The 25,163-nt window shown below is 72.7% G+C and carries 24 protein-coding genes; 15 read left to right on the forward strand and 9 right to left on the reverse strand.

All coding sequences use genetic code 11. From position 1 onward, the window contains the following. Positions 1-8 precede the first annotated feature (8 nt). A complete protein-coding gene (locus J2S42_RS39415) occupies positions 9-869 on the reverse strand; it encodes a carbohydrate ABC transporter permease (RefSeq protein ID WP_307247811.1) in 861 nt (286 codons plus the stop codon). Next, positions 866-1,801: an ABC transporter permease gene (locus J2S42_RS39420; RefSeq protein ID WP_307247813.1), complete on the reverse strand. Its 936-nt coding sequence runs from the start codon at positions 1,799-1,801 to the stop codon at positions 866-868. Before J2S42_RS39420 ends, J2S42_RS39415 begins: the two co-directional genes overlap by 4 nt. A 187-nt stretch (positions 1,802-1,988) precedes the next feature. Between J2S42_RS39420 and J2S42_RS39425 the strand changes: the two genes are divergently transcribed. Continuing rightward, a complete protein-coding gene (locus tag J2S42_RS39425; RefSeq protein WP_307247815.1) occupies positions 1,989-2,984 on the forward strand; it encodes a LacI family DNA-binding transcriptional regulator in 996 nt (331 codons plus the stop codon). Further along, the gene (locus tag J2S42_RS39430; RefSeq protein WP_307247817.1) at positions 2,981-4,039 is read left to right on the forward strand and encodes an acetylxylan esterase; all 1,059 of its coding nucleotides are present in this window, start codon (positions 2,981-2,983) and stop codon (positions 4,037-4,039) included. Before J2S42_RS39425 ends, J2S42_RS39430 begins: the two co-directional genes overlap by 4 nt. On the opposite strand, the gene J2S42_RS39435 is transcribed toward J2S42_RS39430, so the two are convergent. Then, positions 4,015-4,593, reverse strand: coding sequence for a hypothetical protein (locus tag J2S42_RS39435; RefSeq protein WP_307247819.1), 579 nt, complete (start codon positions 4,591-4,593; stop codon positions 4,015-4,017). The genes J2S42_RS39430 and J2S42_RS39435 overlap by 25 nt on opposite strands. Positions 4,594-4,716: 123 nt before the next feature. Continuing rightward, positions 4,717-5,070: an Mth938-like domain-containing protein gene (locus tag J2S42_RS39440; protein ID WP_307247821.1), complete on the reverse strand. Its 354-nt coding sequence runs from the start codon at positions 5,068-5,070 to the stop codon at positions 4,717-4,719. Positions 5,071-5,121: 51 nt separating this feature from the next. Between J2S42_RS39440 and J2S42_RS39445 the strand changes: the two genes are divergently transcribed. Further along, complete coding sequence (locus tag J2S42_RS39445) at positions 5,122-5,805, forward strand: hypothetical protein (RefSeq protein WP_307247824.1); 684 nt, start codon at positions 5,122-5,124, stop codon at positions 5,803-5,805. A 127-nt stretch (positions 5,806-5,932) separates the two neighbouring features. Here the strand turns inward: J2S42_RS39445 and J2S42_RS39450 are convergent, their stop codons facing one another. Beyond that, positions 5,933-6,472 (reverse strand): TetR/AcrR family transcriptional regulator, encoded by a 540-nt coding sequence (locus tag J2S42_RS39450; RefSeq protein ID WP_307247826.1) that lies wholly within the window; start codon positions 6,470-6,472, stop codon positions 5,933-5,935. A 91-nt stretch (positions 6,473-6,563) separates the two neighbouring features. On the opposite strand from J2S42_RS39450, the gene J2S42_RS39455 reads away from it, so the two are divergent. Next, a complete protein-coding gene (locus J2S42_RS39455; protein ID WP_307247828.1) occupies positions 6,564-7,589 on the forward strand; it encodes an NAD(P)-dependent alcohol dehydrogenase in 1,026 nt (341 codons plus the stop codon). Between the two features lie 46 nt (positions 7,590-7,635). Here the strand turns inward: J2S42_RS39455 and J2S42_RS39460 are convergent, their stop codons facing one another. After that, entirely contained in the window at positions 7,636-8,976 is a 1,341-nt protein-coding gene (locus J2S42_RS39460; RefSeq protein ID WP_307247829.1) for an FAD-binding oxidoreductase, read from the reverse strand. Positions 8,977-9,046: 70 nt separating this feature from the next. On the opposite strand from J2S42_RS39460, the gene J2S42_RS39465 reads away from it, so the two are divergent. Further along, a complete protein-coding gene (locus J2S42_RS39465; protein ID WP_307247831.1) occupies positions 9,047-11,722 on the forward strand; it encodes an ATP-binding protein in 2,676 nt (891 codons plus the stop codon). Here J2S42_RS39465 and J2S42_RS39470 read toward each other — a convergent pair. Continuing rightward, positions 11,714-12,184 carry an SRPBCC family protein gene (locus J2S42_RS39470; protein ID WP_307247833.1) on the reverse strand — a complete coding sequence of 157 codons (471 nt, stop codon included), beginning with the start codon at positions 12,182-12,184 and terminating at the stop codon, positions 11,714-11,716. The genes J2S42_RS39465 and J2S42_RS39470 overlap by 9 nt on opposite strands. Before the next feature lie 36 nt (positions 12,185-12,220). Between J2S42_RS39470 and J2S42_RS39475 the strand changes: the two genes are divergently transcribed. Both J2S42_RS39475 and J2S42_RS39480 read left to right on the forward strand, forming a co-directional pair. Continuing rightward, complete coding sequence (locus J2S42_RS39475) at positions 12,221-12,703, forward strand: GNAT family N-acetyltransferase (protein WP_307247835.1); 483 nt, start codon at positions 12,221-12,223, stop codon at positions 12,701-12,703. Positions 12,704-13,119: 416 nt separating this feature from the next. Then, on the forward strand, positions 13,120-13,482 hold the full coding sequence (locus J2S42_RS39480; protein WP_307249285.1) for a hypothetical protein: 363 nt from the start codon (positions 13,120-13,122) through the stop codon (positions 13,480-13,482). 91 nt (positions 13,483-13,573) lie between these two features. On the opposite strand, the gene J2S42_RS39485 is transcribed toward J2S42_RS39480, so the two are convergent. Beyond that, on the reverse strand, positions 13,574-14,077 hold the full coding sequence (locus J2S42_RS39485; protein WP_307247837.1) for a hypothetical protein: 504 nt from the start codon (positions 14,075-14,077) through the stop codon (positions 13,574-13,576). Positions 14,078-14,260: 183 nt separating this feature from the next. Between J2S42_RS39485 and J2S42_RS39490 the strand changes: the two genes are divergently transcribed. Genes J2S42_RS39490 through J2S42_RS39510 form a run of 5 tightly spaced genes read left to right on the forward strand, consistent with a single transcriptional unit; the run spans position 14,261 to position 19,386 of the window. After that, on the forward strand, positions 14,261-14,863 hold the full coding sequence (locus tag J2S42_RS39490) for a DUF4956 domain-containing protein (RefSeq protein WP_307247839.1): 603 nt from the start codon (positions 14,261-14,263) through the stop codon (positions 14,861-14,863). Beyond that, on the forward strand, positions 14,860-15,633 hold the full coding sequence (locus J2S42_RS39495) for a VTC domain-containing protein (protein WP_307247841.1): 774 nt from the start codon (positions 14,860-14,862) through the stop codon (positions 15,631-15,633). The genes J2S42_RS39490 and J2S42_RS39495 overlap by 4 nt, the downstream gene beginning before the upstream one ends. Further along, a complete protein-coding gene (locus tag J2S42_RS39500) occupies positions 15,630-17,405 on the forward strand; it encodes a carbohydrate-binding domain-containing protein (RefSeq protein ID WP_307247843.1) in 1,776 nt (591 codons plus the stop codon). The genes J2S42_RS39495 and J2S42_RS39500 overlap by 4 nt, the downstream gene beginning before the upstream one ends. Further along, positions 17,402-18,307 carry a phosphodiester glycosidase family protein gene (locus J2S42_RS39505; protein ID WP_307247845.1) on the forward strand — a complete coding sequence of 302 codons (906 nt, stop codon included), beginning with the start codon at positions 17,402-17,404 and terminating at the stop codon, positions 18,305-18,307. The genes J2S42_RS39500 and J2S42_RS39505 overlap by 4 nt, the downstream gene beginning before the upstream one ends. Then, the gene (locus tag J2S42_RS39510; protein ID WP_307247847.1) at positions 18,307-19,386 is read left to right on the forward strand and encodes a bifunctional glycosyltransferase family 2/GtrA family protein; all 1,080 of its coding nucleotides are present in this window, start codon (positions 18,307-18,309) and stop codon (positions 19,384-19,386) included. The genes J2S42_RS39505 and J2S42_RS39510 overlap by 1 nt, the downstream gene beginning before the upstream one ends. A gap of 270 nt (positions 19,387-19,656) precedes the next feature. Here J2S42_RS39510 and J2S42_RS39520 read toward each other — a convergent pair whose 3' ends face one another. Then, positions 19,657-20,766 carry an epoxide hydrolase family protein gene (locus J2S42_RS39520; protein WP_307247850.1) on the reverse strand — a complete coding sequence of 370 codons (1,110 nt, stop codon included), beginning with the start codon at positions 20,764-20,766 and terminating at the stop codon, positions 19,657-19,659. 1,209 nt (positions 20,767-21,975) lie between these two features. On the opposite strand from J2S42_RS39520, the gene J2S42_RS39525 reads away from it, so the two are divergent. The 3 genes from J2S42_RS39525 to J2S42_RS39535 are packed head-to-tail and all read left to right on the forward strand — an operon-like array spanning position 21,976 to position 25,144. Further along, a complete protein-coding gene (locus tag J2S42_RS39525; RefSeq protein WP_307247852.1) occupies positions 21,976-22,905 on the forward strand; it encodes a carbohydrate ABC transporter permease in 930 nt (309 codons plus the stop codon). Further along, the gene (locus tag J2S42_RS39530) at positions 22,898-23,797 is read left to right on the forward strand and encodes a carbohydrate ABC transporter permease (protein WP_307247854.1); all 900 of its coding nucleotides are present in this window, start codon (positions 22,898-22,900) and stop codon (positions 23,795-23,797) included. The genes J2S42_RS39525 and J2S42_RS39530 overlap by 8 nt, the downstream gene beginning before the upstream one ends. 48 nt (positions 23,798-23,845) lie before the next feature. Beyond that, a complete protein-coding gene (locus J2S42_RS39535) occupies positions 23,846-25,144 on the forward strand; it encodes an ABC transporter substrate-binding protein (RefSeq protein WP_307247856.1) in 1,299 nt (432 codons plus the stop codon). The last annotated feature ends 19 nt before the right edge of the window (positions 25,145-25,163 follow it).

Consider the following 25,163-nt stretch of genomic DNA (forward strand, 5'->3'; position numbering starts at 1 on the left):
AAGACCTTTCAGCCCTTGACGGCGCCGAGCATGACCCCGGAGACGAAGTAGCGCTGGACGAAGGGGTAGACCGTCAGGATCGGCACGACCGTCAGCACCATGGTCACGGCCTTGATGTTCGCCGCGACCTGCGCCACGTTCGTGTCGACGCTGCCGGTGGAGGTGGCGTCCGTCGCGCCCGCGATCAGGTTCCGCAGGTAGACGGTGACCGGGAACAGATCGGCCCGGTCCAGGTAGAGGAACGCGGTGAACCACGAGTTCCAGTAGGCGACCGCGTAGAACAGCAGCATGGTGGCGACGATCGCCTTCGACAGCGGCAACACGATCCGCAGCAGGATGCCGTACGTGCCGAGCCCGTCGACCGCGGCCTGCTCCTCCAGCTCGACCGGCAGGCTCTCGAAGAACGCCTTCATCACCAGCAGGTTGAACACGTTGATCGCGTTCGGCAGCACCACGGCCCAGATGGTGTTGCGCAGGCCCAGCCCGGAGACCAGCACATAGTTGGGGATCAGCCCGCCGGAGAAGAACATGGTGAACACCGCGATCCCGACCAGCACGCCGCGCCCGCGGAGGTGGTGCTTGGACAGCACGTACGCGTAGCAGGTGGTCAGCACGATCGAGATGATCGTGGCGACCACGGTGTAGACCACCGTGTTCCGGTAGTTGGTCCAGAAAAGATCATCGGACATGACCAGCCGGTACGTGGTGAGGTCGAACCCGCGAGGCAGCAGCGTCACCCGCCCGGCGATGATCTCCTCCTCGCTGGACAGCGACCGCGCCACGATGTTGAGGAACGGGTAGAGCGTCACCACCACGACCGCGCTCAGCACGACCGCGTTGATGACGTTGAAGACTTTGCGGCCGGTCACCACAGACTCGTCCCTACCGTGCGGCGGGAGATCGTGTTCGCGGAGAACACCAGGATCAGCCCGATGAGCGCCTCGAACAGGCCGATCGCGGCGCCGTAGGAGAAGTTCCCGCTGACCACGCCGAGCCGGTAGAGGTACGTGGGTATCACGTCCGCGGTCGGGTAGGTCAGCGGGTTGTACAGCAGCAGGATCTTCTCGAAGCCGACCGCCATGAACGTGCCGATGTTCAGGATCAGCAGCGTGATCATCGTCGGCCGGATGCCGGGCAGCGTCACGTGCCAGGTCTGCCGCAGCCGGCCGGCGCCGTCGATCTTCGCGGCGTCGTAGAGCTCCTCGTCCAGCGTGGTCAGCGCCGCCAGGTAGAGGATCGTGCCCCAGCCGACGGTCTGCCACACCTCCGAGGACACGTAGATCGTCCGGAACCACTCCGGGCGCTGCAGGAACGGGATCTCCGTCCCGGCGAGCGCGTTGACCGTGCCGTCCACCGAGAGCAGCTGGCCGACCATGCCCGCCACGATCACCACGGAGAGGAAGTGCGGCAGGTACGACACCGACTGCACGAACCCCTTGAGGCGCTTGATCCGTACCTCGTTGAGCAGCAGCGCCAGCACGATGGGCAGCGGGAAGCAGACGATCAGCGTGAGCGCGCCGATGATCAGCGTGTTCGTGAAGACCTGCCAGAACGTCGGGTCGGCCAGGAACATCCGCACGTAGCGCAGGCCCACCCAGTCGTCGCCGAACATGCTGCCGCCCGGCCGGAACCGGCGGAACGCGATCACGTTGCCGACCATCGGCGCGTACCGGAAGACCGCGAAGAACAGCAGCGGCAGTACGGCAAGCGAGTACAGCTGCCAGTCCTGGCTCAGCCGCCGTCTCGCCCGCTTCGGCGGTGCGGCCGGAGCCGTCGGCGGCGCCTTCGTCAGCGTGACCATCCGCCCCTCCGAAACTTTCGGCACCGCCACCGGTACATCTGCCCGGAATCTAGGTGTGACATCCACACATGTCAAGGTCTCGATATCATTGCGTTTCGGGTGTAGACAGGCTTTACCCGTACCGTCGATGGCTCTTGGGGTTGATCATGGGTTTTGATCGTCGCCGAAACTTCCGGTGCGGGTTTCGATGACCCAGCCGACCATCGCGTTCATCGCGGAAGAGGTCGGCGTCTCCGTCACCACCGTCTCCAAGGTGCTCAACGGCCACGCCGACGTGGCCGCGGCCACCCGGGAACGTGTCGAGGACAGCCTGCGCCGGCACCAGTACCAGCGCCGCACCGCTCGCCGCGCCGCCGGCCACATCGACCTGGTCTTCCACGAGCTGGACTCGGTCTGGGCGATGGAGATCCTGCGCGGCGTCAGCGCGGTCGCCGGCCCGGACGGCACCCCGGTCATGGTCTCACACCTCGACGGCCAGCACCGCCCGGACCGCGCCCGGATCGACCGGCTGCTGACCCGCCGGCCGCTCGGCATCATCATGGTGCTCTGCGCGGTCGCCGACGCCCAGCACCGGCAGCTCGCCCGCCGCGGCATCCCGCTGGTCATCGTGGACAACGACAGCGCCACCTCGGCGCGGGTACCCACGGTCGGCGCGAACAACTGGAACGGCGGCCTGCTCGCCACCCGCCACCTGATCGAACTCGGCCACCGCCGGATCGCGGTCGTCACCGGCCCGCGCGACGTGCTCTGCAGCCAGGCCCGGCTGGCCGGCTACCGCTTCGCGCACGAGTCCAGCGACCTGCTGGTCGACCCCGCGCTGGTCCGGTACGGCGACTTCACCGCCGAGGCCGGCCTCACCCACGGCCTGCGCCTGCTCGACCGCGCCGACCGGCCGACCGCGGTCTTCGCCGGATCGGACATGCAGGCGATGGGCGTGCTCCGCGCCGCCGAACGCCTCGGCCTCTCCGTGCCGCGCGACCTGTCCGTGATCGGCTACGACGACCTGCCGATGGCCGCCTGGACCGGGCCCGCGCTCACCACCGTCAACCAGCCGCTGCGCGAGATGGCCGGCGCCGCCACCCGCATGCTGCTCGACCTGGCCCGCGGCATCCCGGTCCCGGCGGACCGAATCGACTTCGTCACCGGCCTGGTGGTGCGCGAGACCACGGGACCACCGGCGTGAACGTCGAGCACTACACCGCGGACGTGCCGGTGCCACCGGACTTCGACCAGTTCTGGGCCACCTCGCTGCGTCGGCCCGGCCCGGTGCTGCTCTCCGTCGAACCGGTGCCCAACCGGCTGCGGCTGATCTCCACGTTCGACGTGTCGTTCGCCGGGTTCGGCGGGCACCCGATCCGCGCGTGGTACTCCCGGCCGTCGTTCGTCGAGGACGTGGTGCTGCCGGCCGTCGTGGAATTCCCCGGGTACGGGCGCGGGCGCGGTTTCCCGCACGAGCGGCTCACCTGGGTGTCGGCCGGGTACGCGCACCTGCTGATGGACGTGCGCGGCGCGGGCGGGCGCTACGGCAACGGGGGAGACACGCCGGACCCGGGCGCGGTGCCGGATGCGCCATGGCCGGTGACGTGGGGGATCGGCTCGCCGGACACCTACTACTACCGGCGTGTGATCACGGACGCGGTGCGGGCCGTGCTGGCGGTACGGGCACTGCCGGGCGTCGATCCGGCGCGGGTGGCGGCGGTGGGCAACAGCCAGGGCGGGGGACTGGCGCTGGCGGTCGCCGGTCTGGTGCCGGACCTGGCCGCGCTGCTGGTCACCGCGCCGTTCCTGTGCGACATCCACCACTGCCTGTCGACGGTCGACACGTCGCCGTACGCGGAAATATCGTCCTACCTCGCGGTGCGGCGGGATCTGACACCCGCCGCCTACGACACGCTGTCCTACATGGACGGCGTGACGTTCGCCCGGCAGGCCGTCGCACCCGCCTGCTTCGGCACCGGACTGCGCGACAACGTCTGCCCGCCGGCCGGCACGTACGCGGCCTTCAACGCCTACGGCGGCCCGCGCACCGACAAGGAGATCCACTCCTACCCGTTCAACGGCCACGAGGGCGGCGACACGTTCCACGTCGCCCACCAGCTGGAGTGGCTCACCGCGCGCATGCCACCGGAGCCCGCCGGGGCCGCGCCCGACCTGCCGGGACCCCGCCGGGGGTGGCCCCGGCCGGGTGCGCCGGGGCCACCTGGTGCGACGGTTCAGCCGCAGGTGAACAACACGTAGTTCGACTCGGTGCTGGCGGTGGCCCTGGCGGTGCCCAGCCGCGCCTCGTGTACGCCGACCACGGCGAAGTGCGCGGCCCGGCAGTTCGAGCTGGCGACGCTGGTCACCGCCTCACCGGGATTCCGGTAGGGCACGGCGACGCCCAGGCTGCCGTACGAGGCGATCTCCCAGCGGTTCAGGTCCGGCACGAAGAAGAACAGGGTGGCCTTCGCGCTGAGGTAGTCGACCGGCGCCGGACAGCTGGAGGTCGCCTCACCGACCGCGATGAAGAAGCCACCACCGGTCGACCGGAGCACCTGGCTGAACGCCGTGCAGATGACCGCAGCCGCGGCGTTCCGGGCCGGCCCGGAACCGGGGCGCAGGGCCAGGGTCTGCGGCGCCGTCTTCCGGGCGGCCCATTCCGGCGTGCCCGGCGCGGGCAGCTCGGCCGCGGCCGCCGCGATCATCCTGTCCATCTCGGCGTCGGACAGCGGGGCAGGGGTGGCGCTCGCGGGCGCCGCGAGCGCCAGCACGCTCAATACGCTCAGCGCGGCGGCGAGTACGAGTTTCCTCATGTGCGTGGCTCCTTCTGACCGGGCCGTCACCTCGTGTGCGGCTGGTGCCCCGGACCGTATGCGCGGCCGTTGGACGCCCGCTGAACCCGCGCGCCCGCCCGTCCAGTGGCCCGGCCGCCGCGGTCAGCAGGTGGAGTGGATCAGCGCACCGACCGGCGCGCGCCCGGCCAGATCGTTGTAGAGCGCCACGGCCGCGCGGGTCTCCAGCACGTGCACCGCCACGCCCTGCCCGGTGAGGTGGTCCACCGTGGAGGCCGGCACCTGAAGCACCTCGTCCATGCCGGTCGACAGGACGACCGTGTTGGCGCCGTGCTCCAGCAGCTCGGCGACGTCCGCCGGCTGCACACCGGGCCGATGCCGGGTGCCGGTCTCCGACCAGTCCCACTCGCGCGCCCCGCCCGGCCACAGCTTGACGTCCTTGAACTCGCCGACGCCCGCGACCCGCACGACACCCCACTCGACCGACACCGACGCCATCCGTCGCCCATCCTTTCCCGCCGCCTGCGCCGGAGACGGTACCGTGCGCCGGTGACCGCGTACGAGACCGCCGCGAGCCTGCCCGCCGTCGACGAGTTGCGGCGCCGGTGCCGTGCGCTGGCGGTCCTCGACCGGATCGTCGGAAGTGACTGGCCCTACTACGGCTACACCGAGCGGTGGGGCGACGGCGCGGCCGGGTCGATGTCCAACGGCAGCGGTGACGAGTGGACGATCGTGTTCGGGCCGGCCGGTGCCTTCATCCGGGTCTTCGACCATGAGTCGAACATGAGCCCGTACGGCAACGAGGACCACGAACCGTGGCCCGGCCTGCTCGACGGGTTGCCCGAGGTGTTCCGCCCGCAGGTCGAGCAGCCGGCGTTCCGCGACGAGGAGGGCACCTTCGTGGCCACGGCCGTGCTCTGGCGGCAGACCGGGGACTCGCGCTGGCACGCCGGTGACGGCATCGTCTTCCCGCGCTCGCGCGGGCCGCACGACGCCGGCCCGGACGGCACCGCGATGCTCGACATCCTCGGCGATGACATCGTCGACCGGTACGTCGCGTTCGCCGGTGAGCACTACGAGGTCGAGGTCGGCCGGGCGGCAGCCGCGCACGTCGTGGCGCACCGTCCGGTGACCGATGCGGTCGTCCGGGCGATCAACCCGGCCGCCGCCGTCGCGGACCTGCGGGACGACCTCGTTGCGATGAACTTCCCGGTGCCGGCGTCTGCTCCGTGAAGGAGCCCGACAACGCCGGCCGGTCCCGGTGGCGGCTTTTCAGCCACCGTGGGACCGGCGGAAAGGCCGCCCGCGGCTGAACGGTGCTCGCGGAACGCGACCACGCCGGAAGCGGGGACACGGATCGTCAGGGATGCGGCGGCGTGATCAGGCGCCGGACCGCGGTCTCGATCGCCGCGCGATGCGTGGTGGGCTGGTCCAGGCCGGTGCGGCTGATCTCGAGGATCATCGTGAGCAGCGTGAGGGCCGGGAGCGTGGCGTCGACGAGGCCACGGCGCTGGGCGTCGGCGATCGCCTCGGTCTTGTCGGTGGTGGCCTTGCGCACGACGTCGGCGGTCATGCCGGCGGCGTCGCGTTCGAGCCGGTCCCAGGTGGCGATGCGGAGCAGTTCCGGGCGGCGGCGGTGCCAGTCCCACATCCGGGCGGCGAAGCCGGGCAGGTCGTCGCCGGTGATCGGGACGTCGTCCATGGTCTGCACCACGATGGTGTCGAAGACCGCGTCGAAGAGCTGGTCCTTGTTGCCGAAGTACTTGTAGATCATCGCCTTGTTCGCGCCGGACGCTGCCGCGATGCGGTCGACGCGCGCGCCGGCGATGCCGTACGCGGCGAACTCGGCGATCGCGGCGTCGAGGATGCGGCGGCGGGTGCTGGCGGCGTCTCCGGGCATGCCGCCGAGTGTAGTAGGTAACTAGTTAGTTGCCACCGGCCGCAATTCGGGGTTACGGTAGCCAACCAGTTGGTTACCAAGGAGGAGTGCCATGCCCACCACCGCCAACGCGTTCGCGGCCCTGGAGCGCGACGGGAAGCTCACACCGTGGAGCTACCAACAGCGCGACGCCCGGCCGCACGACGTGCGCATCGACGTGCTGTACTGCGGGGTCTGCCACACCGACGTGCACCAGATCGGGCCGTGGGGCCGGCACTTCCCGGTCGTCCCGGGGCACGAGACGGTCGGCCGGGTGGTCGAGATCGGCGCGGCGGTGACCACGCACGCCGTGGGCGACCTGGTCGCGGTCGGCCCGGTCGTCGACTCGTGCCGCGAGTGCCCGCCGTGCCTGGCCGGCGACGAGACGCTGTGCCTGACCATCGCCACGTCCGCCTACGGCGCCGAGGACCGGCACGGCGACGGCGTGACCCGCGGCGGGTTCGCCGACCGGATCATCGTGGACGAGCACTTCGTCTACCGGCTGCCGGATGGGCTGGACCCCGCGGCGGCCGCGCCGCTGCTCTGCGCGGGCAGCACGGTCTTCGCGCCGCTGCGGCACTGGGGTGCCGGCCCGGGCACGACCGTCGGCATCGTCGGCATCGGCGGGCTCGGGCACCTCGGCGTGAAGTTCGCCCGGGCGCTCGGCGCACACGTGGTCGCGTTCACCACCACGGCCGCGAAGGCCGCGGACGCGCGGCGGCTGGGCGCGCACGAGGTGGTGCTGGCCGGTGACGCCGCGCAGCCGGTGAACCGCCTCGACCTGATCATCGACACCGTGCCCGCGGTGCACCCGATGACGCCGCTGGTGCAGGCGCTGCGGACGGACGGCACGCTGGTCACCGTGGGCCTGCCGGACACGCTCGACGTGGCGACGTTCGCGATGGCGGTCGGCCGCAAGTCGATCGCCGGGGCGGGCGCGGGCGGCACCCGGGTCACGCGCGAGATGCTGGAGTTCGCCGCCGCGCACGACATCACGGCGGACATCGAGCTGCTCGGCACCGGCGACCTCAACACCGCGCTGGCGCGCGTGGCGGCGAACGACGTGAAGTACCGCTTCGTGATCGACCTCAAGCGGTGAGCCCCGGCCGCGCCCGGCGATCGGCCGGGCGCGGCCGCGGTGCCCCTCAGCGGTCCCGGATCGCCGCCACGTCACCGGCGAACAGCCCGCCCGGGTCCACGTCGCGGCGGACCCGCTCCACCCGGGCGCGGGCCGCCTCGTCGTAGGTGCGCTGCGGCTGTCCGAAGTGGTCGGCGAACGTCGGCGCGGTGAACCCGGTGGCGTACGGCGCGAGCGCGGCCCGGACCGCCGCCAGGTCCGCCTCGGTCCGCTCACCGGGCAGCCCGCACGCCCAGTACAGCAGCGGCGCCCCGACCCGCTGGAACGCGCCACCGTCCGGCGCCGGCTCCGCGAACGCGCCGCCCAGCTGCCGCAGTTCGACCGACAGCAGCTCGCTCCGCCCGGCCGCGTCCAGCAGCGCCGCCCACCCGGCCTCGGGAAGCGACCGCAGCAGCAGCGTGTCGGACCGGAACGGGATCGGCTCCGCCGGGTCCATGTGGGTCAGCGGCAGCGTCTCCGGCCCGGCCGGCGCCCACGTGCTGAACTCCGGCTCCGGCAGCGCCGCCAGCATCTCCGCCGTGACCTTCTCCGCGCGCTCCACGTCCGCCGGGGTCTCCGCGGCGACCGCGCCGTCCAGCACCAGGATGCGCCGCCCGGCCAGCGCCGGCGGCACGGTCGGCAGCGGCGGCACGTTCAGCAGCCGCAGCGACGTGGTCACCTCCCGCGGCGCGGTCTCCGCCCAGCGCTGCCACGCCGGCCCGGCCGTCGCCGCGCCGGCCGCGTCCCACACGGCCATGCCGGTGACCACCCGATGCATCGGTACGAGCGCCACCTCCACCTCGACCACCACGCCGAACCCGCCGCCTCCGCCGCGCAGCGCCCAGAACAGGTCCGGATGCGCGGCGGCGCTCGCCACGACGACCTCTCCCGCGGCCGTGACCAGCGTGATCGACCGGACCAGGTTCGCGGCGACGCCGAACCGGCGCCCGTAGAAGCTGATCCCGCCGTTGAGCAGGTAGCCGACCGCGCCGACCGTGGCCGACGAGCCGTGCGCCGCGGTCAGCCCGTGCGCGACCGCCGCCGGCAGCACGTCACTCCAGCGCTTCCCGGCCGGGATGCGGGCCGTGCGGGCCACCGGGTCCACCCGGACCGGCGCGTCGATCAGCGGGCGGAGCAGCAGCGCGCCGGCCACCGGCGCCGCACGGCCCATCCCGTGCCCGGTCGTGTGCACCCGCAGCGGCAGACCGGCCCGGCGCGCGGTGGCGACCGCCCGGACCACGTCGCCGACCGAGCGGGCGGTGAACGCACCGGCCGGATCGACCGGCGCGGCGAGCTGGAAGGCGGCGCACGCGGCCGCGTACTCGTCGGTGCCGGGCGGGCTGAACGGTGTCAGATCAGTCGGATGCATGCCGGTACCGTCCCGCGGCGTCACTACAGCCGGCTTGCAAACGGCATACAGCACCGGATTACATGGGCGCGTGCGACGCTACGCGGTGCTCGGCCCCACCGAGGTCCTCGACGGCGACCGCCCGGTCCACCTCGGCGGTCCGCTGCCCCGGCGGCTGCTCACCGCGCTGATCGCGGCCGAGGGCGCCGCCGTCCCCGACGACCGGCTCAGCGAGGCGGTCTGGCCCGGCCGCCCTCCCGGCCGGGCCGCCACGCTGCAGGTCTACGTGTCCCGGCTGCGCCGCGCGCTCGGCGACGGCGTGCTCGTGCGCACCGGCGGCGGGTACGCGCTCGCCGTCCCTCCCGGCGCCACCGACGCCGGCCGGTTCCGGCAGCTGGCCGCGGACGGCCGGGCGCTCGCGGCGGCGGACCGCCCGGCCCAGGCCCGGGAGGTGTTCGAGGAGGCGCTGCTGCTGTGGCGCGGCGAACCGTACGCGGACCTGCCCGGCGCCGCCGCCCGGGAGCCGCTGATCGCGCTGCGCGAGGCGGTCCTGGAGGAGAGCGCCGAGGCCGGGCTGGCCGCCGGCCAGCACGCCCGGGCCGTCGCCGAGCTGGAGGCGCTGACCCGCGCCGAACCGTACCGGGAACGCCGCTGGGCGCTGTTCGCGCTCGCGCTCTACCGCTCCGGCCGGCAGGCCGACGCGCTCGACGCGATGCGCCGCATGCGCGAGCTGCTCGCCGACGAGCTCGGCGTCGACCCCGGCCCGGAGCTGCGACGGCTGGAACGCCGGATCCTCAGCCAGGACCCGGAGTTGACCGGGGCACCGGGCCGGCCCGCCCGGCCGCTGTCGTCGTTCGTGGGCCGGGACGCCGACCTGCGCCTGCTGGACAAGCTCGCCTCCGGTCATCGCCTGGTCACGGTCGCCGGCCCGGCCGGCGTCGGCAAGACCCGCCTGATCATCGAGTACGCCGCCGGCGTCACCGGCGAGGCCTGGCTGGCCCGGCTGGCCGACGTCACCGACCCGGCGCTGATCACGTCCGCGATCGCGGCTGCGACCGGCGTCACCGGAACGGTCAGCGACCCGCTGGACCGCGTCGCCCGCGCGCTCGCCGGCCGGGACGGGCTGCTGCTGCTGGACAACTGCGAGCACCTGCCCGGCGCGGTCGCCGAGGTCGCGCTGGCGCTGCTCGCCCGGGCACCCGGCCTGCGCGTGCTGGCCACCTCGCGGGCCCCGCTCGGCGTGGACGGCGAGCAGATCCTGCCGCTCGGCCCGCTGGCCGTCGACGACGCGGTCGCGCTGCTCGGCGACCGGATCCGCGCCGTCCGGCCGGCCTGGGCCGCGCGCGGGCCGGACGAGCCGGACGTGCGCCGGCTCGCCACCGCGCTGGACGGCATCCCGCTCGCGCTGGAACTCGCGGCGGCCCGCGCGCGCACGCTCAGCCTCCGCGAGTTGATCGAGCACCTAGGCGACCGGTTCGCGCTGCTCGGCCACATCCCGCGCGGCCTGCCGAACCCGCACGCGACGCTGCAGGCCGCGATCGCCTGGAGCGTCGACCTACTCGCCCCGGTGGAACGCGAACGGCTGCTGCGGCTGTGGCCGTTCGAGGGCGGGCTGCCGCTCACCGCGGCCGCCGCGGTCTGGTCGGCCGCGCCGCTCGCCGCCGTGGAGACGCTCGACGCACTGGTCGGCCAGTCGGTCGTCACCGCCGACCCGAGCGGGCCACCGGCCCGGTACCTGCTGCTGGAGACGGTCCGCGCGTTCTGCCGCGCGGCCGACCCCGACCCGGCCGCCAGCCGGGAGAACCATGCCGCCTGGGTACGGGACCTGGTCGCCACGGCGTCGGCGGATCTGCTCGGCGCGCGGTCCGCCGAGGCGATGCGCGTGCTGCACCGCGAGCTGCCGAACATCCGCGCGGCGATCGCGCACGACCTGGACCGGGCGCCCGAGGCCGCACTGCGTACCGGCGCGGCCCTGATGTGGTTCTGGATCCGCGGCGGTCTGGTCGACGAGGGCCGGGACGTGCTGTCCGGTGCGCTCCGGGCCGCGGCCGGTGCACCGGCCGCGGACGTCCACCGGGCGCGCGCCGCACTCGCCGGACTGATCGCGGTCAGCGGCGAGATGGGCACGGCCCGCGCCATGCTGGTGGACACGGCCGCGCGGCTGGGGGCCGGCGGCGACGAACGCCTGCTCGGCGAGGTCCGCTACTACGAGTCGATGGCGCACCTGTGGGACGGCGATCCGGCGAGCGCGCTGGAGGCCGCGACCGAGGCGCACCGGCTGGCCGTGGAGACCGGCACCGAATGGCTCATCCCGTCCGCGGCGGCGGTCCGCGGCGCCGCGCTGATCGGGTCCGGCCGGGTGACGGACGGCCGGCGGCAGCTGCGGGCGGCCGCGGAGGGCGCGGTCCACGTCGGCCAGTTCTGGACCGCGGCGCTCAGCGACCTCATGCTCGCCCAGACGCTGGACGGCCGCCCGGCGGAGGCGCTGTCGCTGCTGCGCAGCGCGGTGCGCACGTTCCGCCGCGAGGACGACCTGAACAGCGTGCTGGCCGTGCTCGAGCACGCCGCGGTGGTGCTGGACGCGCTCGGCGACACCGGCCGGGCCGCACTGCTGCGGGCCGCGGTGCATCACCACCTGACCCGGTTCGGGGTCCGGGCCGGCCGCACCTACATCGGCACGGTCACACCGGCCGGACCCGGCCCGGCCGCACCACCGGCCGATCCACCGTCGCTGAGCGAGGCGATCGCGGCGCTGGAGTCAGAGTGACGCGAGCACGGCCGGATCGGTGCAGCCCCGCGCGTACCCCCGGATGCGTTTGTTGATGTCCCTGGTCAGCAGCCAGACGCCGATCCGGTCGGCGACCGGGCGGAGCCAGACCGGGCGGCAGCGGAAGCTGTACCGCCAGGTCGCCACCGTGTGACCGGGCGTGCCCGCCGGTGCGAACCGCCAGCCACCGGCGAACATCTCGAAGAACCACGGCCCGCGCACCATCTTCATGCCCACGTTCGTCGGCGGCGCGAACGACACGTACTCGCTGACCATGCTCAGCCCGTGCCGGGACCGGGTGAACGTGCGCACGCCCTTGCCCGGCCGGGCCGCGCCGTCCATCAGGTACTGCCGGCGCACGAACGGATCCCACCGGTACCGCACCGGCGCCACCGTCTGCGACACCGCAAAGGCCACCTCCGGCGGTACGGGTACGGTGATGCTCGACTCGACCACGGGCACCCGCCCATTATCCGGTACAGGCGCTAAGGTCGCGGCATGCCGGAGCTGATCCCGCCCACGACCGCGCTGCACGCCGAGTGGCTGGCCGCGCATCGCGAGTGGGGACCGGGCACGCACGAGGACGGCTTCGGGCTGCTGCCGATGGACCGGCCGGAGACGCCCGCCGGGTTCGCCGCCTGGATCGCCCGGCTGGCGGCCACACCGGACTGCACGTACCGGTGGATCGTCGACGGCACCGAGGTGGTGGGGGGCATCGCGCTGCGCCACGCGCTGTCCGGCGCCGCCGCGTCGATGGGCCACATCGGGTACGGGATCCGGCCGTCCGCGCGCCGGCGCGGGCTCGGCGGCTGGGCGCTGGAGCGGATGCTCGCGCACGCCCGGGAACTCGGCCTCGACCGGGTGCTGCTGGTCTGCCTGGTGGACAACGTGGCCTCCGCCCGCCTGATCGAACGCCACGGCGGCGTCCTCGACGGCGCGCCCGATGTCGTCCGGCGGTACTGGATTAGGTTGGCGGCATGATCGTCAAGGGTGAGCGGTGGGAGACGGCCGAGGAGATCGGTGCGGCGCGGCGGCGGTTCGAGGCGGCGATCCCGGGCTACCGGCCGCCGATGGCGCACGCGATCATGCTGCCCGGCGGGGACTTCGCGCGGGTCAACATCGGTGAGGGCCCGTTGCCCGCGGTCATCCTGGCGACGCTGCTCGGCCACCGCGGCGGCAACGCGTCCTACCCGCTGGACGCGGCCACGCTCGACCGCGCGCTGACCATGCTGGCCCCGGCCGAGGCGTGCACCACGCTGCAGCACCCGAACCTCGGCGTCTGGCGCTGGCTGCGCGGCTCGGACGGTCTGACCGCGGTCTTCGTCTCGTCGCTGGCGGAGCCGGGCGAGCCGGCCGCGTCGGCCGACCCGGCGGTCAGCGCGCTGGTCGCCCGCCTGCTGGCCGGGCGGGTCGAGAACCCGGACGGCACCACCACGCTCTGGCGCCCGGTCGGCCCGGCCGAACTCGACCTGATCGCTCAGTCAGGCTACGCCGCGTTCCCGCCCCGGCTGCCGGACCAGCCCATCTTCTACCCGGTCCTGAACGAGGCCTACGCCGCGCGGATCGCCACCGAGTGGAACGTGGACGCCTCCGGCTCCGGCCACGTCACCCGGTTCCGGGTGACCACCGGCTTCGCCCGCCGCTACCCGAGCCGCCAGGCCGGCGGCCGGCAGATCGCCGAGCTGTGGATCCCGGCCGAGGACCTGCCCGAGCTGAACGCCCACATCGTGGGCCCGATCGAGGTGGTTTCGTCGTTCTGACGCCGCTGATCACCGACGCGAGCGCGGTCGGCGAGCTGAGTGAGAGCTCACGGGCGTCCTGCCGCGTGCCAGTCGGGTCACCGACGTCGCGTCAGAGGCGGTCGGGACGGATGACGATGGTGCTCACCGTGCCGTTGCCCCAGATGGTGGTGTTGAGGAGCACCCGCTGATCGAGGGAGATCATGGCGAACTCGGGCACGTAGCGATCGGTGAAGTGCGCGCCGAAGTAGCCGCGAAGCGCCTCCGATCCGCCGGCTGCCAGATCCCACGTCCGCGCGAGCCTGACCCGCGCCCAGCCGTACTCGCCGTCGACCGCACCGGGATCTCGGTAATCCACGCCGACCAGGAATTCGCCGCCCGCGTCGAACAGGCCGAACTCGGTGGCCATCCGCCACCAGTCCTCGTTGACCCGCGCCGGCATGTCGGGGGCGTCGACGTCGACCGGATCGGAGTCGAAACGTCCGTGCTCCGGCAGGCAGCTGGCGGCGCCGCGCAGGGGCGGTAGCGGCCCCCGCAACTTTTCCATGATCCGCTCAAGGAACTCCAGGCCGGCGAGGGCCAGATCGGCCGCGACTGCGGCATCGGTCTTCGACACCCGCGCACGATAGCCGCGGTCGGTGCCCGGCGGAAACGGTTTTGCCAGCACCGGCCGTCCCCGCCGTCGGCCCGTCGCCCGTCCCGCCGGAGATCATCGGGGGCGCACGGGCGGATCACAGCTGGCGCAAAGGGTCCGGGCGCTGAATGAACGGGTCATGAATCCGAACTTAAGGATCGACCCGTGCAGCAGCTGCTCGTCATCGCGGTGGACCTGGTCGCCATCGGTGTCCTGGTCTTCGCCGTCTACTTCCCCCGCCACCACCGCCGGGACCTGGTCGCCGCGTTCCTCGGCGTCAACATCGGCGTGCTGGCCGTCTCGCTCGTGCTCGCCTCGTCCACGGTCGGTGTCGGGCTCGGCCTCGGGCTGTTCGGCGTACTGTCGATCATCCGGCTGCGGTCGGACGAGATCGCCCAGCACGAGGTCGCGTACTACTTCGCGGCGCTCGCGCTGGGCCTGCTCGCGGGGTTGAGCGGCACGGTCACGCCGCTGACCGCCGGGCTGATGGCGCTGGTCGTGGCCGCGCTGGTGGCCGGTGACCACCCGGCGCTGTTCCGCCGGCACCGCGCCCAGACGCTGCGGCTGGACAGCGCGCACACCGACGAGGCCGCGCTCACCGCGCACCTGGAGATCCTGCTCGGCGCGCGGGTGCTGAACGTGTCGATCAAGAACGTCGACCTGGTCAACGACACCACGCTCGCGGAGGTCCGCTACCTGGTGTCGCCGCGCCGCGCCCGGGTCGCCGACCGCGGACCGGCCCTGGAACGGATCGAGGCCGGGCGGTGAGGCCGATCACGCTGGACGAGCTGGTCGCGCGCGCCGCGCTGCTGCACCGGGTCGACCGCAAGTACGTGCTCGCCGGCGCGGACCTGAGCGCGTTCCTCGACCGGCTCGGCGACGACACCCGGGTGCTGGAGATCGACGGCCGCCGCACGTTCCGCTACCGCTCCGACTACCTGGACACGCCCGCGCTGACCGCCTATCTCGGTGCGGCACACCGCCGGCGCCGCAGATTCAAGATCAGATTCCGCCGGTACGAGGAGAGCGGCGCCCGGTTCATCGAGGTGAAGACGCGCGGGCGCCGGGGCGGCACGGTCAAGGAACGCATGCCGCACGACGACGCCGCGCTCACCCCGGACGGCCTCGCCTACGTCGTCCGGACGCTCGGCGCGGCCGGTATCGCCGCCGCCGGACTGTCCCTGACACCGGCACTGACCAGCCGGTACCGCCGCACCACGCTCTTCCTGCCGGGCTGCGGCGCACGGGTGACCGTCGACGAGGACCTGTGCTGGGAGCTGCCGGACGGCACCGCACGCCGGGTCCCGGACCGGTTCGTGGTCGAGACCAAGTCCACCGGTGGTGCCTCCGAGGCCGACCGGGTGCTCTGGTCGCTCGGCCGCCGGCCGTGCCCGATCTCCAAGTACGCCACCGGCCTGGCCGCGCTCCGGCCCGGCCTGCCCGCCAACCGCTGGCGGCCGGTCCTGCGCCGGCTCGCCCCCGTACCCACCGCAGACCACCACCACCTGACCGTCCCGCTGAAAGGCAGCCGAGCATGAAGCCCATCCGTAAGAAGATCGTCGCCGCCGTGACGTCGCTGGTCCTGGCCGGCGCGATGCTGACCGGCTGCTCGGCCACCACCGCCTCGCCGGCCGCGTCCGAGGAGACGGCCGTGGCCGCCGCGTACGTCGACGGCGCGCAGACCGCCGAGGCCGTGCTCGCGGCGAACACCGCGGTGCACACCGCGGACGCCGGGTACGACGCGTCCACCGCGGCCGGGATCACGCTCACCGGCTCGTCCGCGACCGTGGACGGCGACGGCGTCACCGTCGACGGCGGCACGGTCACGATCACGGCGTCCGGGACGTACCGGATCAGCGGCACGCTCACCGACGGCCAGATCGTGGTGGCCGCGGACGGCGCCACGGTCACGCTCGTGCTGGACGGCGCCACGATCTCCAGCAGCAGCACGGCCGCGATCGCGGTCACCGCCGCCGAGCGCGTCGTGGTGGTCCTGGCCGACGGCACCACCAGCACGCTCTCCGACACCTCGGCGTACGCCGCCGACGCCGACGTCAACGCCGCCCTGTTCAGCGCCGCGGACCTGACCATCGCCGGTGCCGGTGCACTGGTCGTGCACGGCAACGGCAACGACGGCATCGCCGGCAAGGACGGCCTGCTGATCACCGCCGGCACGATCACGGTCGAGGCGGCGGACGACGGCATCCGCGGCAAGGACTACCTGGCGGTGACCGGCGGCGCGATCACGGTCACCGCCGGCGGCGACGGGCTCAAAGCGGACAACGACACCGCCGCCGACGCCGGCTACGTCCTGGTCAGCGGCGGCACGGTCACGGCCACCGCGGGCGGCGACGGCGTCGACGCGGTCACCGACGTGGTGCTCACCGGCGGCACGGTCACGGTCACGGCCGGCGGCGGGCACGGCGCCCAGGCGAGCGAGGACACCTCGACGAAGGGCGTCAAGTCCGGCGTGGTCACGGTCCTGGAGGGCGGCACGGTCGCGGCCGACGCCGCCGACGACGCGGTGCACAGCGACGGCTCCGTGCACCTGTCCGGCGCCACGGTGACGCTCGCGGCCGGCGACGACGCCGTACACGCGGAGAACGCCCTGGTCGTGGACGGCGGCGCGGTCGAGGTCAGCACGTCCGGCGAGGGCCTGGAGGCCGCGGACATCACGGTCGCGGCCGGCAGCGTGCACGTGGTCGCCGACGACGACGGCCTGAACGCGTCCGGCGGCACGTCCACCGGCGGCGGCCGCGGCGGCGAGATGGCCGCGGGCGACTTCTCGGTCACGGTCACCGGCGGCACGCTGGTCATCGACGCGAACGGCGACGGCCTCGACTCCAACGGCACGGCCACGATCAGCGGCGGGACCGTCGTGGTCAACGGCCCGGCCGGCCAGGGCAACGGCGCGCTGGACGTCAACGGCACGCTCACCGTCACCGGCGGCGTGCTGGTCGCGGCCGGCAGCTCCGGCACGGCGGTGGCGCCGTCCGCCGACTCCGCGCAGGGCTGGGTCTCGGTCACGTTCGACTCCACGGTCGCGGCCGGGACGACGCTGCAGCTGACCGACGCGGACGGCACCGTGGTCGCCACCTTCACCACCTCGAAGGACCTGCAGAACCTGGTCTTCTCCTCCGAGCGGATCACCAGCGGCGAGGAGTACACGGTCTACCGCGGCGGGTCCGCCTCCGGTGGCAGCACCGGCGGCCTGGCCGGGGCCGGTGAGCTCGGCTCCGCGACCCAGGTCGCCACGGCCACCGCGGGCGAGGCGCCGGCCGGTGGCCACGGCCCGGGGCCGCGCGGATGAGCCGGCGACTCTCCCGCCGTGCGGTGCTGGCCGGCGGCCTCGGCGCGTTCGTCGCGGCCGCCGGTGGCACCAGCGCCTGGGCGCTCGACCGCTACGTCTTCGACCACGTGCAGGTGGCGAACGCCTCCGCGCTGACCGACCTGGCCGACGTCGCCGGAACCGGCACCGCGACCGCGAGCGGCTACACCAGCGACACCGCGACGGTCACGATCGAATCGGTGGACACCGGCACGGTGCGGTACTTCGTCGCGGACGTCACGGTCAGCGACGCCACCATCGTCCGGGCCGCGTTCGCGAACGACCAGTTCGGCGAGAACATCATCGCGAACCCGTCCGAGATCGCCGCCGGCGCCGGCGCGGTGCTGGCGATCAACGGTGACTACTACGGGTTCCGGGACACCGGGATCGTGATCCGCAACGGCGTCGCGTTCCGGGACCGGGGCGCCCGGCAGGGACTCGCGATCCACACCGACGGCAGCGCCCGGCTGTACGACGAGACCGCCACGAACGCGGACGCGCTGCTGGCCGACGGGGTCTGGCACACGCTGTCGTTCGGGCCCGGCCTGGTGGAGAACGGCGCGGTGCTGGACGGCATCGACGCCGTGGAGATCGACACCAACGTCGGCAACCACTCCGTGCAGGGCAACCAGCCGCGCACCGGCATCGGGCTGGTCGACGCGAACCACTGGCTGTTCGTGGTCGTCGACGGCCGCAGCGACTCCAGCGCCGGGCTCACCATGAGCGGCTTCGCCCAGGTCTTCGCGGACCGGGGCGCGACCGTGGCGTACAACCTGGACGGCGGTGGCTCCTCCACGATGATCTTCAACGGTGACCTGGTCAACGACCCGCTCGGCCGTGGCCAGGAACGCGGCACCAGCGACATCCTCTACGTGGCCGGCTGATGGACGCGGTCATCCTGATCCCGGCGTACCAGCCGGACGGGCGGCTCACCGACCTCCTCGTCCGGCTGGCCGGCCACGACGTCGTGGTGGTCGACGACGGCAGTGGCCCCCGGTACGCCGACGTCTTCGCCCGGGCCCGCGCGCTCGGCGCCGAGGTGGTCACGCACGACCGCAACCGTGGCAAGGGCGCGGCGCTCAAGACCGGGTTCGCGCACGTGCGGGCGTACCGTGCGGGTCGTGACGTGGTCTGCGCGGACAGCGACGGCCAGCACCGCCCCGGCGACATCGAGGCCGTCGCCGCCCGGCTGGCGGCCGGCGATGCCGATCTGGTGCTCGGCGCCCGCCGGTTCACCGGCCCGGTCCCGGCCCGCAGCCGGTTCGGCAACGGATGCACCCGTACGGTGTTCCGGCTCGCCACCGGCCGCGACCTCGCGGACACCCAGACCGGCCTGCGCGGCTACCCGGCCCGGCACCTGCCGCGGCTGGGCACGGTCCCGGGCGCGCGATTCGAGTACGAGCAGCGCCTGCTGCTGCGCGCGGTCCGCGACCGGTGGACGATCGCGGAGGTCCCGATCGCCACCGTCTACCTGGCCGGCAACGCGTCCTCGCACTTCCGGCCGCTGCGCGACTCCGCCCGGGTGTACGGGCCGCTGCTCGCCTACGGCACGTCGTCGCTGCTGGCGTTCGCGGTCGACACCGCGCTGTTCCTGGCCCTGGCCGCGGTCACCGGCGGGGTCGCCGGACCGGCCGTGCTCGCCCGCCTGGTCAGCGCCACGCTCAACTTCACGGTCAACCGGCGGTACGTCTTCGGCCGCGCCGCGCCACTGACCCGGGCCGCCCGGGACTACGCGCTGCTCGCCGCCGTGATCCTGGCCGCGAACGTGGTGCTGCTGACCGTGTTCACCGCGGCGACCGGATCCGCGCCGGCCGCCAAGCTCCTCGCCGAGGGCGTGCTGCTGGCCGCGAGCTTCCTGGTGCAGCGGCACGTGGTCTTCGCCGATCGCCGCCCGCCGGCCCCGGTCCCGGCGCCCGGCGTCACACCAGCCCGCCCGATGGCCGGAGCGGGCCAACCGCACTGAACCACTGCCCGGCGGGGAGCGTGGCCGGTGCCGCACCCGGCTCGTCCCACCGTGACGGTGCGTGACGTTGTGGCGGCCGCTCGGCGACCTGCTCGCCCACGAGCGGCGCGCCGGCCGGGTCGTGCTGTCCGGCGGCATCGCATGACGCGGCCGCGGCCGGCGCGCTCGCCGCCTGCCGCGACGCCGGCGTGCCGGTCCCGGCGCGGCTGTCCGTCACCGGCTTCGACGACGTCGCGCTCGCCGCACCGGCGACGACGTCTTCCTCGCTCGTCACAATTTCTGCGCGAACACGCGGATGTCGTCCGCGAGAAGATCCGGTTGCTCCCGGGCCGCGAAGTGGCCTCCCCGGGGCATCCGGTTGTAGTGGACGACGTGATAGTTGCGGGCGGGCCAGCTGCGCGGCGGTTGGACCAGGTCGGCCGGGAACACCGCGACTCCGGTCGGCACCGTCACCCGGACCGGTCCGGGTGGGTAGACCCGGTGCTCCCAGTAGGGACGGAAGGACGCGGCGATCGCACCGGTGAACCAGTAGAGGCTCACCTGAGTGAGGATGAGGTCGTCGTCGAGGCCGGCCGCGCCATCGGCGTGATCGGTCCAGGCGTGGTACTTCTCCAGCAGCCAGCCGAGCAGCCCGACCGGCGAGTCGTTGAGCGCGTAGGCGGCGCTGAGCGGGCGGGTGCGCTGCAGGTGTTCGTAGCCGCCTTCCTCGGCCCACCAGCGTTCGCCCTGGCCGAGGTAGGCCCGTTCGCCGTCGGTGAGGTCGGCGGCGTCCTCGGGGTCGGCGACGGCGAGCAGGTGGATGCCGGCGACCGACTCCGGGTGTGCCTGAGCCAGGCGGGTGCTGATGCCGGCGCCGAGGTCGCCGCCGTGTGCCAGGTAGCGCGGGAATCCGAGCTGCGTCATCAGCCGGTGCCACAGTTCGTGCGTCGGAACGCCGGGCATCCGGCTCTGTTCGGGCGTGAACGGGAATCCGGGCAGCGCCGGCACGATCGCGGTGAACGACGGCGCGCCGGCGCGGCCGTACCGGGAGGGGGAGGAGAGGCGGCGGGCGAGTTCGACCTCCTCGAGGACCGTGCTCGGCCAGCCGTGTGTGAGCACGATCGGCACGGCATCCGCGGTCTCGCCGTCGAACCGCAGGTAGTGCACGGCGGTCCCGTCCAGGTCCGCGTGATGCGACGGGAGCGCGTTGATCGCCGCCTGCTGCGCGTACCAGTCGAAACCGTCGGCCCAGTACGCGGACAGCCGGCGCAACCGGCCCGGCTCGGTACCGGCCTCCCAGCCGTCCACCGGCCAGGGGCGCGGCCACCGGGCCGCCCGGATCCGGTGTCGTAGGTCCTCCAGCTCCGACACCGGAACCTCGATCAGCGGGACCTGCGACATGGACGTTCCCCTCCACAACGAGACAAGATCCTCAACCTCGCCCGAAAATTCTGACGGCACGCTACCCCGGCGGCAACGCCCGCAAACGACGGCGGACGGCGCCCCCGGACGCCCCCGGATCCGCCGCCTGACCCGGGACCGCGGCGACATCGCGGCCGGTTGGTGTGCCGCACCGCCCGCATCCCCGCGCCGGGCTGATGTGGCGTGACGAGCCGCTTCGCCACACGGTCGCGTTGCCGCCCGAGGCCGGCGCGCCGGCTCGCGTCGCCGCGCCGGCTCGCGTCGCCGCGCCGGCTCGCGTCGCCGCGCCGGCTCGCGTCGCCGTGCCGGCTCGCGTCGCCGTGCCGGCTCGCGTTGCCGTGCCGTGCTGCGTCACGGTGCCGTGCTGGGTTGCGTTGCCGCGCCGGGTCGCGTTGCCGCGCCCGCTCGCGTTGTCGTGCTTGGTCGCGTTGTCGTGCCGGGCTGATTGCCGTGCTGCCGTGCCGCGCCGGGCTGGTTGCCGCGCCGGGCTGGTTGCCGCGCCGGCTCGCGTTGTCGTGCTGGGTCGCGGTGCCGCGCCGGATCGCATTGCCGCGTCGGCCGGTCGCGTCCGTGGTGTGCTGCCACGCCAGCCGCCCGACGATCCCGGAGTGCCGCGGGTGGGCGGTGTGACCGGTGGCGTCCGGCGGATCTCTCGCGGAGTGGTGCGGCCGTGTTCGATGCCGTTTTGCGGCCGTGGTGGCGGTGGCGCGGGCGGTGGCCGGCATGACAGGCTCGGGCGGGAGACGCAATCGGTGATCTGGGCGTGACGGAGCTTGGCGCACCAGTACGTGCGAGCACACTGCGGAACACGTTTCCAGCCGACGCGGACCGGAGGGCACCCCGGCCCGCGTCCGGCGGGCGAAGGAGGCACCCCGATGCTAGCGGCGTCCGTCGGAGAAGTGCGTCGCGGGCAAGCGCTTTCTCGCTGTTCGGGGCGCCTGGCGTACCCGTTGAATGGTTTAAAGGAACGCATCGATCGCCAGCGGCCCTAGCGCGGCAGCGCCGCGCTGAAACGATCCATTGTCATCGGCCCGAAACACTTGACGCGCGTCACAGCATCGATGCAGACTGCGGAAAGCGCTTTCCCCCCTTCGATGCTTTCGACCCGAAACATCCCCCTTGCCGGAGGCACCCCGGTTCGCGGAGGATCGCGCGCCACGAGTGACTGCTCATGTGAAGGAGGGTCGTGTGAGTGCTCTCGGCGAGCTCCAACGGCTCGGCACCTCCAAGGGCGGCCCGCCTCCGCGAAAGCGGGACAACAAGGCCGCCTTCCTGTTCCTGCTGCCGTGGTTCGCGGGTCTCCTGCTGATCACGGCCGGGCCGATCGTGGCCTCGCTGGGGCTCAGCTTCACCGACTACAACCTGATCCAGCCGCCGGAGTTCAACGGCGTCGAGAACATCAGCCGCATGTTCGGCGACGAGCGTCTGCACCGGTCGCTCGGCGTCACGTTCATCTACGTGTTCGTCTCGGTGCCGCTCCAGCTGCTGGCCGCGCTCGGGCTGGCGATCCTGCTCGATCGCGGGCTGCGCGGCCTGCCGTTCTACCGTTCCGCGTTCTACCTGCCGTCGCTGCTCGGCTCCAGCGTCGCGATCGCGGTGCTGTGGAAGCAGATCTTCGGTGCGGAGGGACTGCTCAACCAGGTGCTCGGCGTCTTCGGCATCACCGGCCGGGGGTGGATCTCCGACCCGGACACCGCGCTGTCGACGCTGATCGTCCTGAACGTCTGGACGTTCGGCGCGCCGATGGTGATCTTCCTGGCCGGGCTGCGGCAGATCCCGGTGATGTATTACGAGGCCGCGTCCGTGGACGGCGCGAGCAGGTGGACGCAGTTCAAGAAGATCACCGTGCCGCTGCTGTCGCCGATCATCTTCTTCAACCTGGTGCTGCAGATCATCCACGCGTTCCAGTCGTTCACCCAGGCGTTCGTCGTCTCGGGCGGCACCGGCGGACCGTCGGACTCGACGCTGTTCTACACGCTCTTCCTCTACGAGCGCGGCTTCGCCAGATTCGACATGGGGTACGCCTCGGCGCTCGCCTGGCTGCTCCTGATCATCATCGCCGGGTTCACCGCGATCAACTTCTGGGCCGCCAAGCGATGGGTGTTCTACGATGACTGACCTCAAGGAGCGCCCGGTCCCGGTCGCCACGCACGACGACCCGCCGCCGCCGAGGTTCGTGCTGCCGGGCTGGGTCAAGTCCACGCTCAAGCACGCCGCGCTGATCGCGTTCGCGATCGTGATGCTCTATCCGGTCATCTGGATGGTGGTCAGCTCGCTGCGGCCGAACAACGAGATCTTCCGCTCGCCGGGCCTGGTGCTGGACAGCTTCGAGGTCTCCAACTACAGCGACGGGTGGAACGCGCTCGCCTCGCCGTTCGGCCACTACATGCTGAACTCGGCGCTCGTGGTGCTCGGCTGCATCATCGGCAACCTGGTCTCCTGCTCGATGGCGGCGTACGCGTTCGCCCGGCTGGAGTTCACCGGGAAGACGTGGTGGTTCGCCATCATGCTGATGACGATCATGCTGCCGATCCACGTGCTGATCGTCCCGCAGTACATCATCTTCTCGAACCTCGGCTGGGTGAACACGTTCCTGCCGCTGATCGTGCCGAAGCTGCTGGCCACGGACGCGTTCTTCGTGTTCCTGATGGTCCAGTTCATCCGCGGCCTGCCGCGCGAGCTGGACGAGGCCGCCCGCATCGACGGCGCCGGCCACCCGCGCATCTTCCTCCGGGTGATCCTGCCGCTGATGCTGCCGGCGCTGGCCACCACCACGATCTTCACGTTCATCTGGACCTGGAACGACTTCTTCTCGCAGCTGATCTACCTGACCGACCCGGAGATGTACACGGTGCCGGTCGCGCTGCGCTCGTTCGTGGACGCCACGGTCGCCACGTCGTGGGGCTCCATGTTCGCGATGAGCGTGGTCTCCCTCCTGCCGGTGTTCCTCGCCTTCCTGATCGGCCAGCGATACCTGATCAAGGGCATCGCCACCACCGGTATCAAGTGATCCCTCGGAACGACACACATCGAAAGGGCACATTCGATGACAAACGGCATGTCCCGGCGTACGATTCTGTCCCTCGCGGGCGCGGTCGGCGCGTCGACCGCGCTCGCGGCCTGCGGTGGCGGTGGCGGTGACGCGGGCGGGGAACTCTCCACCGAACCGGTCACGCTGCGCTTCACCTGGTGGGGCTCGGACGCGCGGCACAAGCGCACCCAGCAGGCGATCGACCTGTTCACGGCCAAGTACCCGAACATCACCGTCAAGGGCGAGTTCAAGGACTGGAACGGCTACTGGGACAGCCTGGCCACCACGGTCGCTGCGAACGACGCGCCGGACATCATCCAGATGGACGAGCTCTACCTCGCGTCGTACGCCGAGCGCGGCGCGCTGCTCGACCTGGGCACCGCGTCGAACCACCTGAGGACCGCGGACATCGAGCCGGCCGCGCTGGACACCGGCAAGGTCGACGGTAAGCAGTACGCGATCCCGACCGGCCTCACCGCGTACTCGTTCATCGTCAACGACGACCTGCTCAAGCAGTACGACGTGATGCTGCCGGACACCGCGACCTGGTCCTGGGAGGACCTGCGCACGGTCGGCGACCAGGTCTCCAAGGCCAGTGGCGGCAAGGTCGACGGCGTCCAGCTCTGGGGCTTCGACACCGGTTCGGTCAACGTCTGGCTCCGCCAGCAGGGCGCGTCGTTGTACGACGAGTCCGGCAGGGTCTCCGCGCCACCGGCCGTGCTCGCCCAGTACTGGCAGTACCTGCTGGACCTGTCGAAGGCCGGCATAGGCCCGGCCGCGTCGGTCACCATCGAGCGGGCCGGTGCCGCGCTGGACCAGTCCGGCATGGCCACGAACGCGACCGCGATCGGCACGTCGTGGAACACCCAGCTGACGTCGTTCGCGGCGGCCAGCGGCCAGAACCTGCGGCTGGTGCAGATCCCGGGCGAGTCCCAGGTGGGTACGCCGGGCGCCTACTACAAGCCGTCCATGTACTGGGCGATCTCCGCCCGGTCGAAACAGCCGGCCGAGGCCGCCGCGTTCGTCGACTTCCTGCTCAACACGCAGGAGGCCGCGGACGTGCTGCTCACCGACCGGGGCGTGCCGGGCAACACGACGATCCGGGCCGCGCTCGCGCCGAAGCTCACCGCCACCGACAAGGCCGCCGCGGACTACCTGGACACGGTCAAGGTCGGCCCGGCACCGCGCGTCACGCCGAACGGCGCCAGCGGCATCGAGGCGATCCTGAAGCGGCACACCGAGGAGGTCCTGTTCGAGCGCAAGACGCCGCAGGCCGCCGCGGAGTCGTTCATCAAGGAACTGCAGACCGAGATCGACGCCGCCTGACCACCAGCGCAGCGGGCCG

Origin of the sequence: Catenuloplanes indicus (genome assembly GCF_030813715.1) — a bacterium.
Lineage (GTDB): Bacteria > Actinomycetota > Actinomycetes > Mycobacteriales > Micromonosporaceae > Catenuloplanes > Catenuloplanes indicus.

Excerpts from the sequence above, each read along its gene's own strand:
- J2S42_RS39420 (WP_307247813.1), bottom strand. The coding sequence starts at position 1,801 with ATGGTCACGCTGACGAAGGCGCCGCCGACGGCTCCGGCCGCACCGCCG.
- J2S42_RS39425 (WP_307247815.1), top strand. The coding sequence starts at position 1,989 with ATGACCCAGCCGACCATCGCGTTCATCGCGGAAGAGGTCGGCGTCTCC.
- J2S42_RS39435 (WP_307247819.1), bottom strand. The coding sequence starts at position 4,593 with ATGAGGAAACTCGTACTCGCCGCCGCGCTGAGCGTATTGAGCGTGCTG.
- J2S42_RS39440 (WP_307247821.1), bottom strand. The coding sequence starts at position 5,070 with ATGGCGTCGGTGTCGGTCGAGTGGGGTGTCGTGCGGGTCGCGGGCGTC.
- J2S42_RS39450 (WP_307247826.1), bottom strand. The coding sequence starts at position 6,472 with ATGCCCGGAGACGCCGCCAGCACCCGCCGCCGCATCCTCGACGCCGCG.
- J2S42_RS39455 (WP_307247828.1), top strand. The coding sequence starts at position 6,564 with ATGCCCACCACCGCCAACGCGTTCGCGGCCCTGGAGCGCGACGGGAAG.
- J2S42_RS39460 (WP_307247829.1), bottom strand. The coding sequence starts at position 8,976 with ATGCATCCGACTGATCTGACACCGTTCAGCCCGCCCGGCACCGACGAG.
- J2S42_RS39475 (WP_307247835.1), top strand. The coding sequence starts at position 12,221 with ATGCCGGAGCTGATCCCGCCCACGACCGCGCTGCACGCCGAGTGGCTG.
- J2S42_RS39500 (WP_307247843.1), top strand. The coding sequence starts at position 15,630 with ATGAAGCCCATCCGTAAGAAGATCGTCGCCGCCGTGACGTCGCTGGTC.
- J2S42_RS39505 (WP_307247845.1), top strand. The coding sequence starts at position 17,402 with ATGAGCCGGCGACTCTCCCGCCGTGCGGTGCTGGCCGGCGGCCTCGGC.
- J2S42_RS39510 (WP_307247847.1), top strand. The coding sequence starts at position 18,307 with ATGGACGCGGTCATCCTGATCCCGGCGTACCAGCCGGACGGGCGGCTC.
- J2S42_RS39520 (WP_307247850.1), bottom strand. The coding sequence starts at position 20,766 with ATGTCGCAGGTCCCGCTGATCGAGGTTCCGGTGTCGGAGCTGGAGGAC.
- J2S42_RS39530 (WP_307247854.1), top strand. The coding sequence starts at position 22,898 with ATGACTGACCTCAAGGAGCGCCCGGTCCCGGTCGCCACGCACGACGAC.
- J2S42_RS39535 (WP_307247856.1), top strand. The coding sequence starts at position 23,846 with ATGTCCCGGCGTACGATTCTGTCCCTCGCGGGCGCGGTCGGCGCGTCG.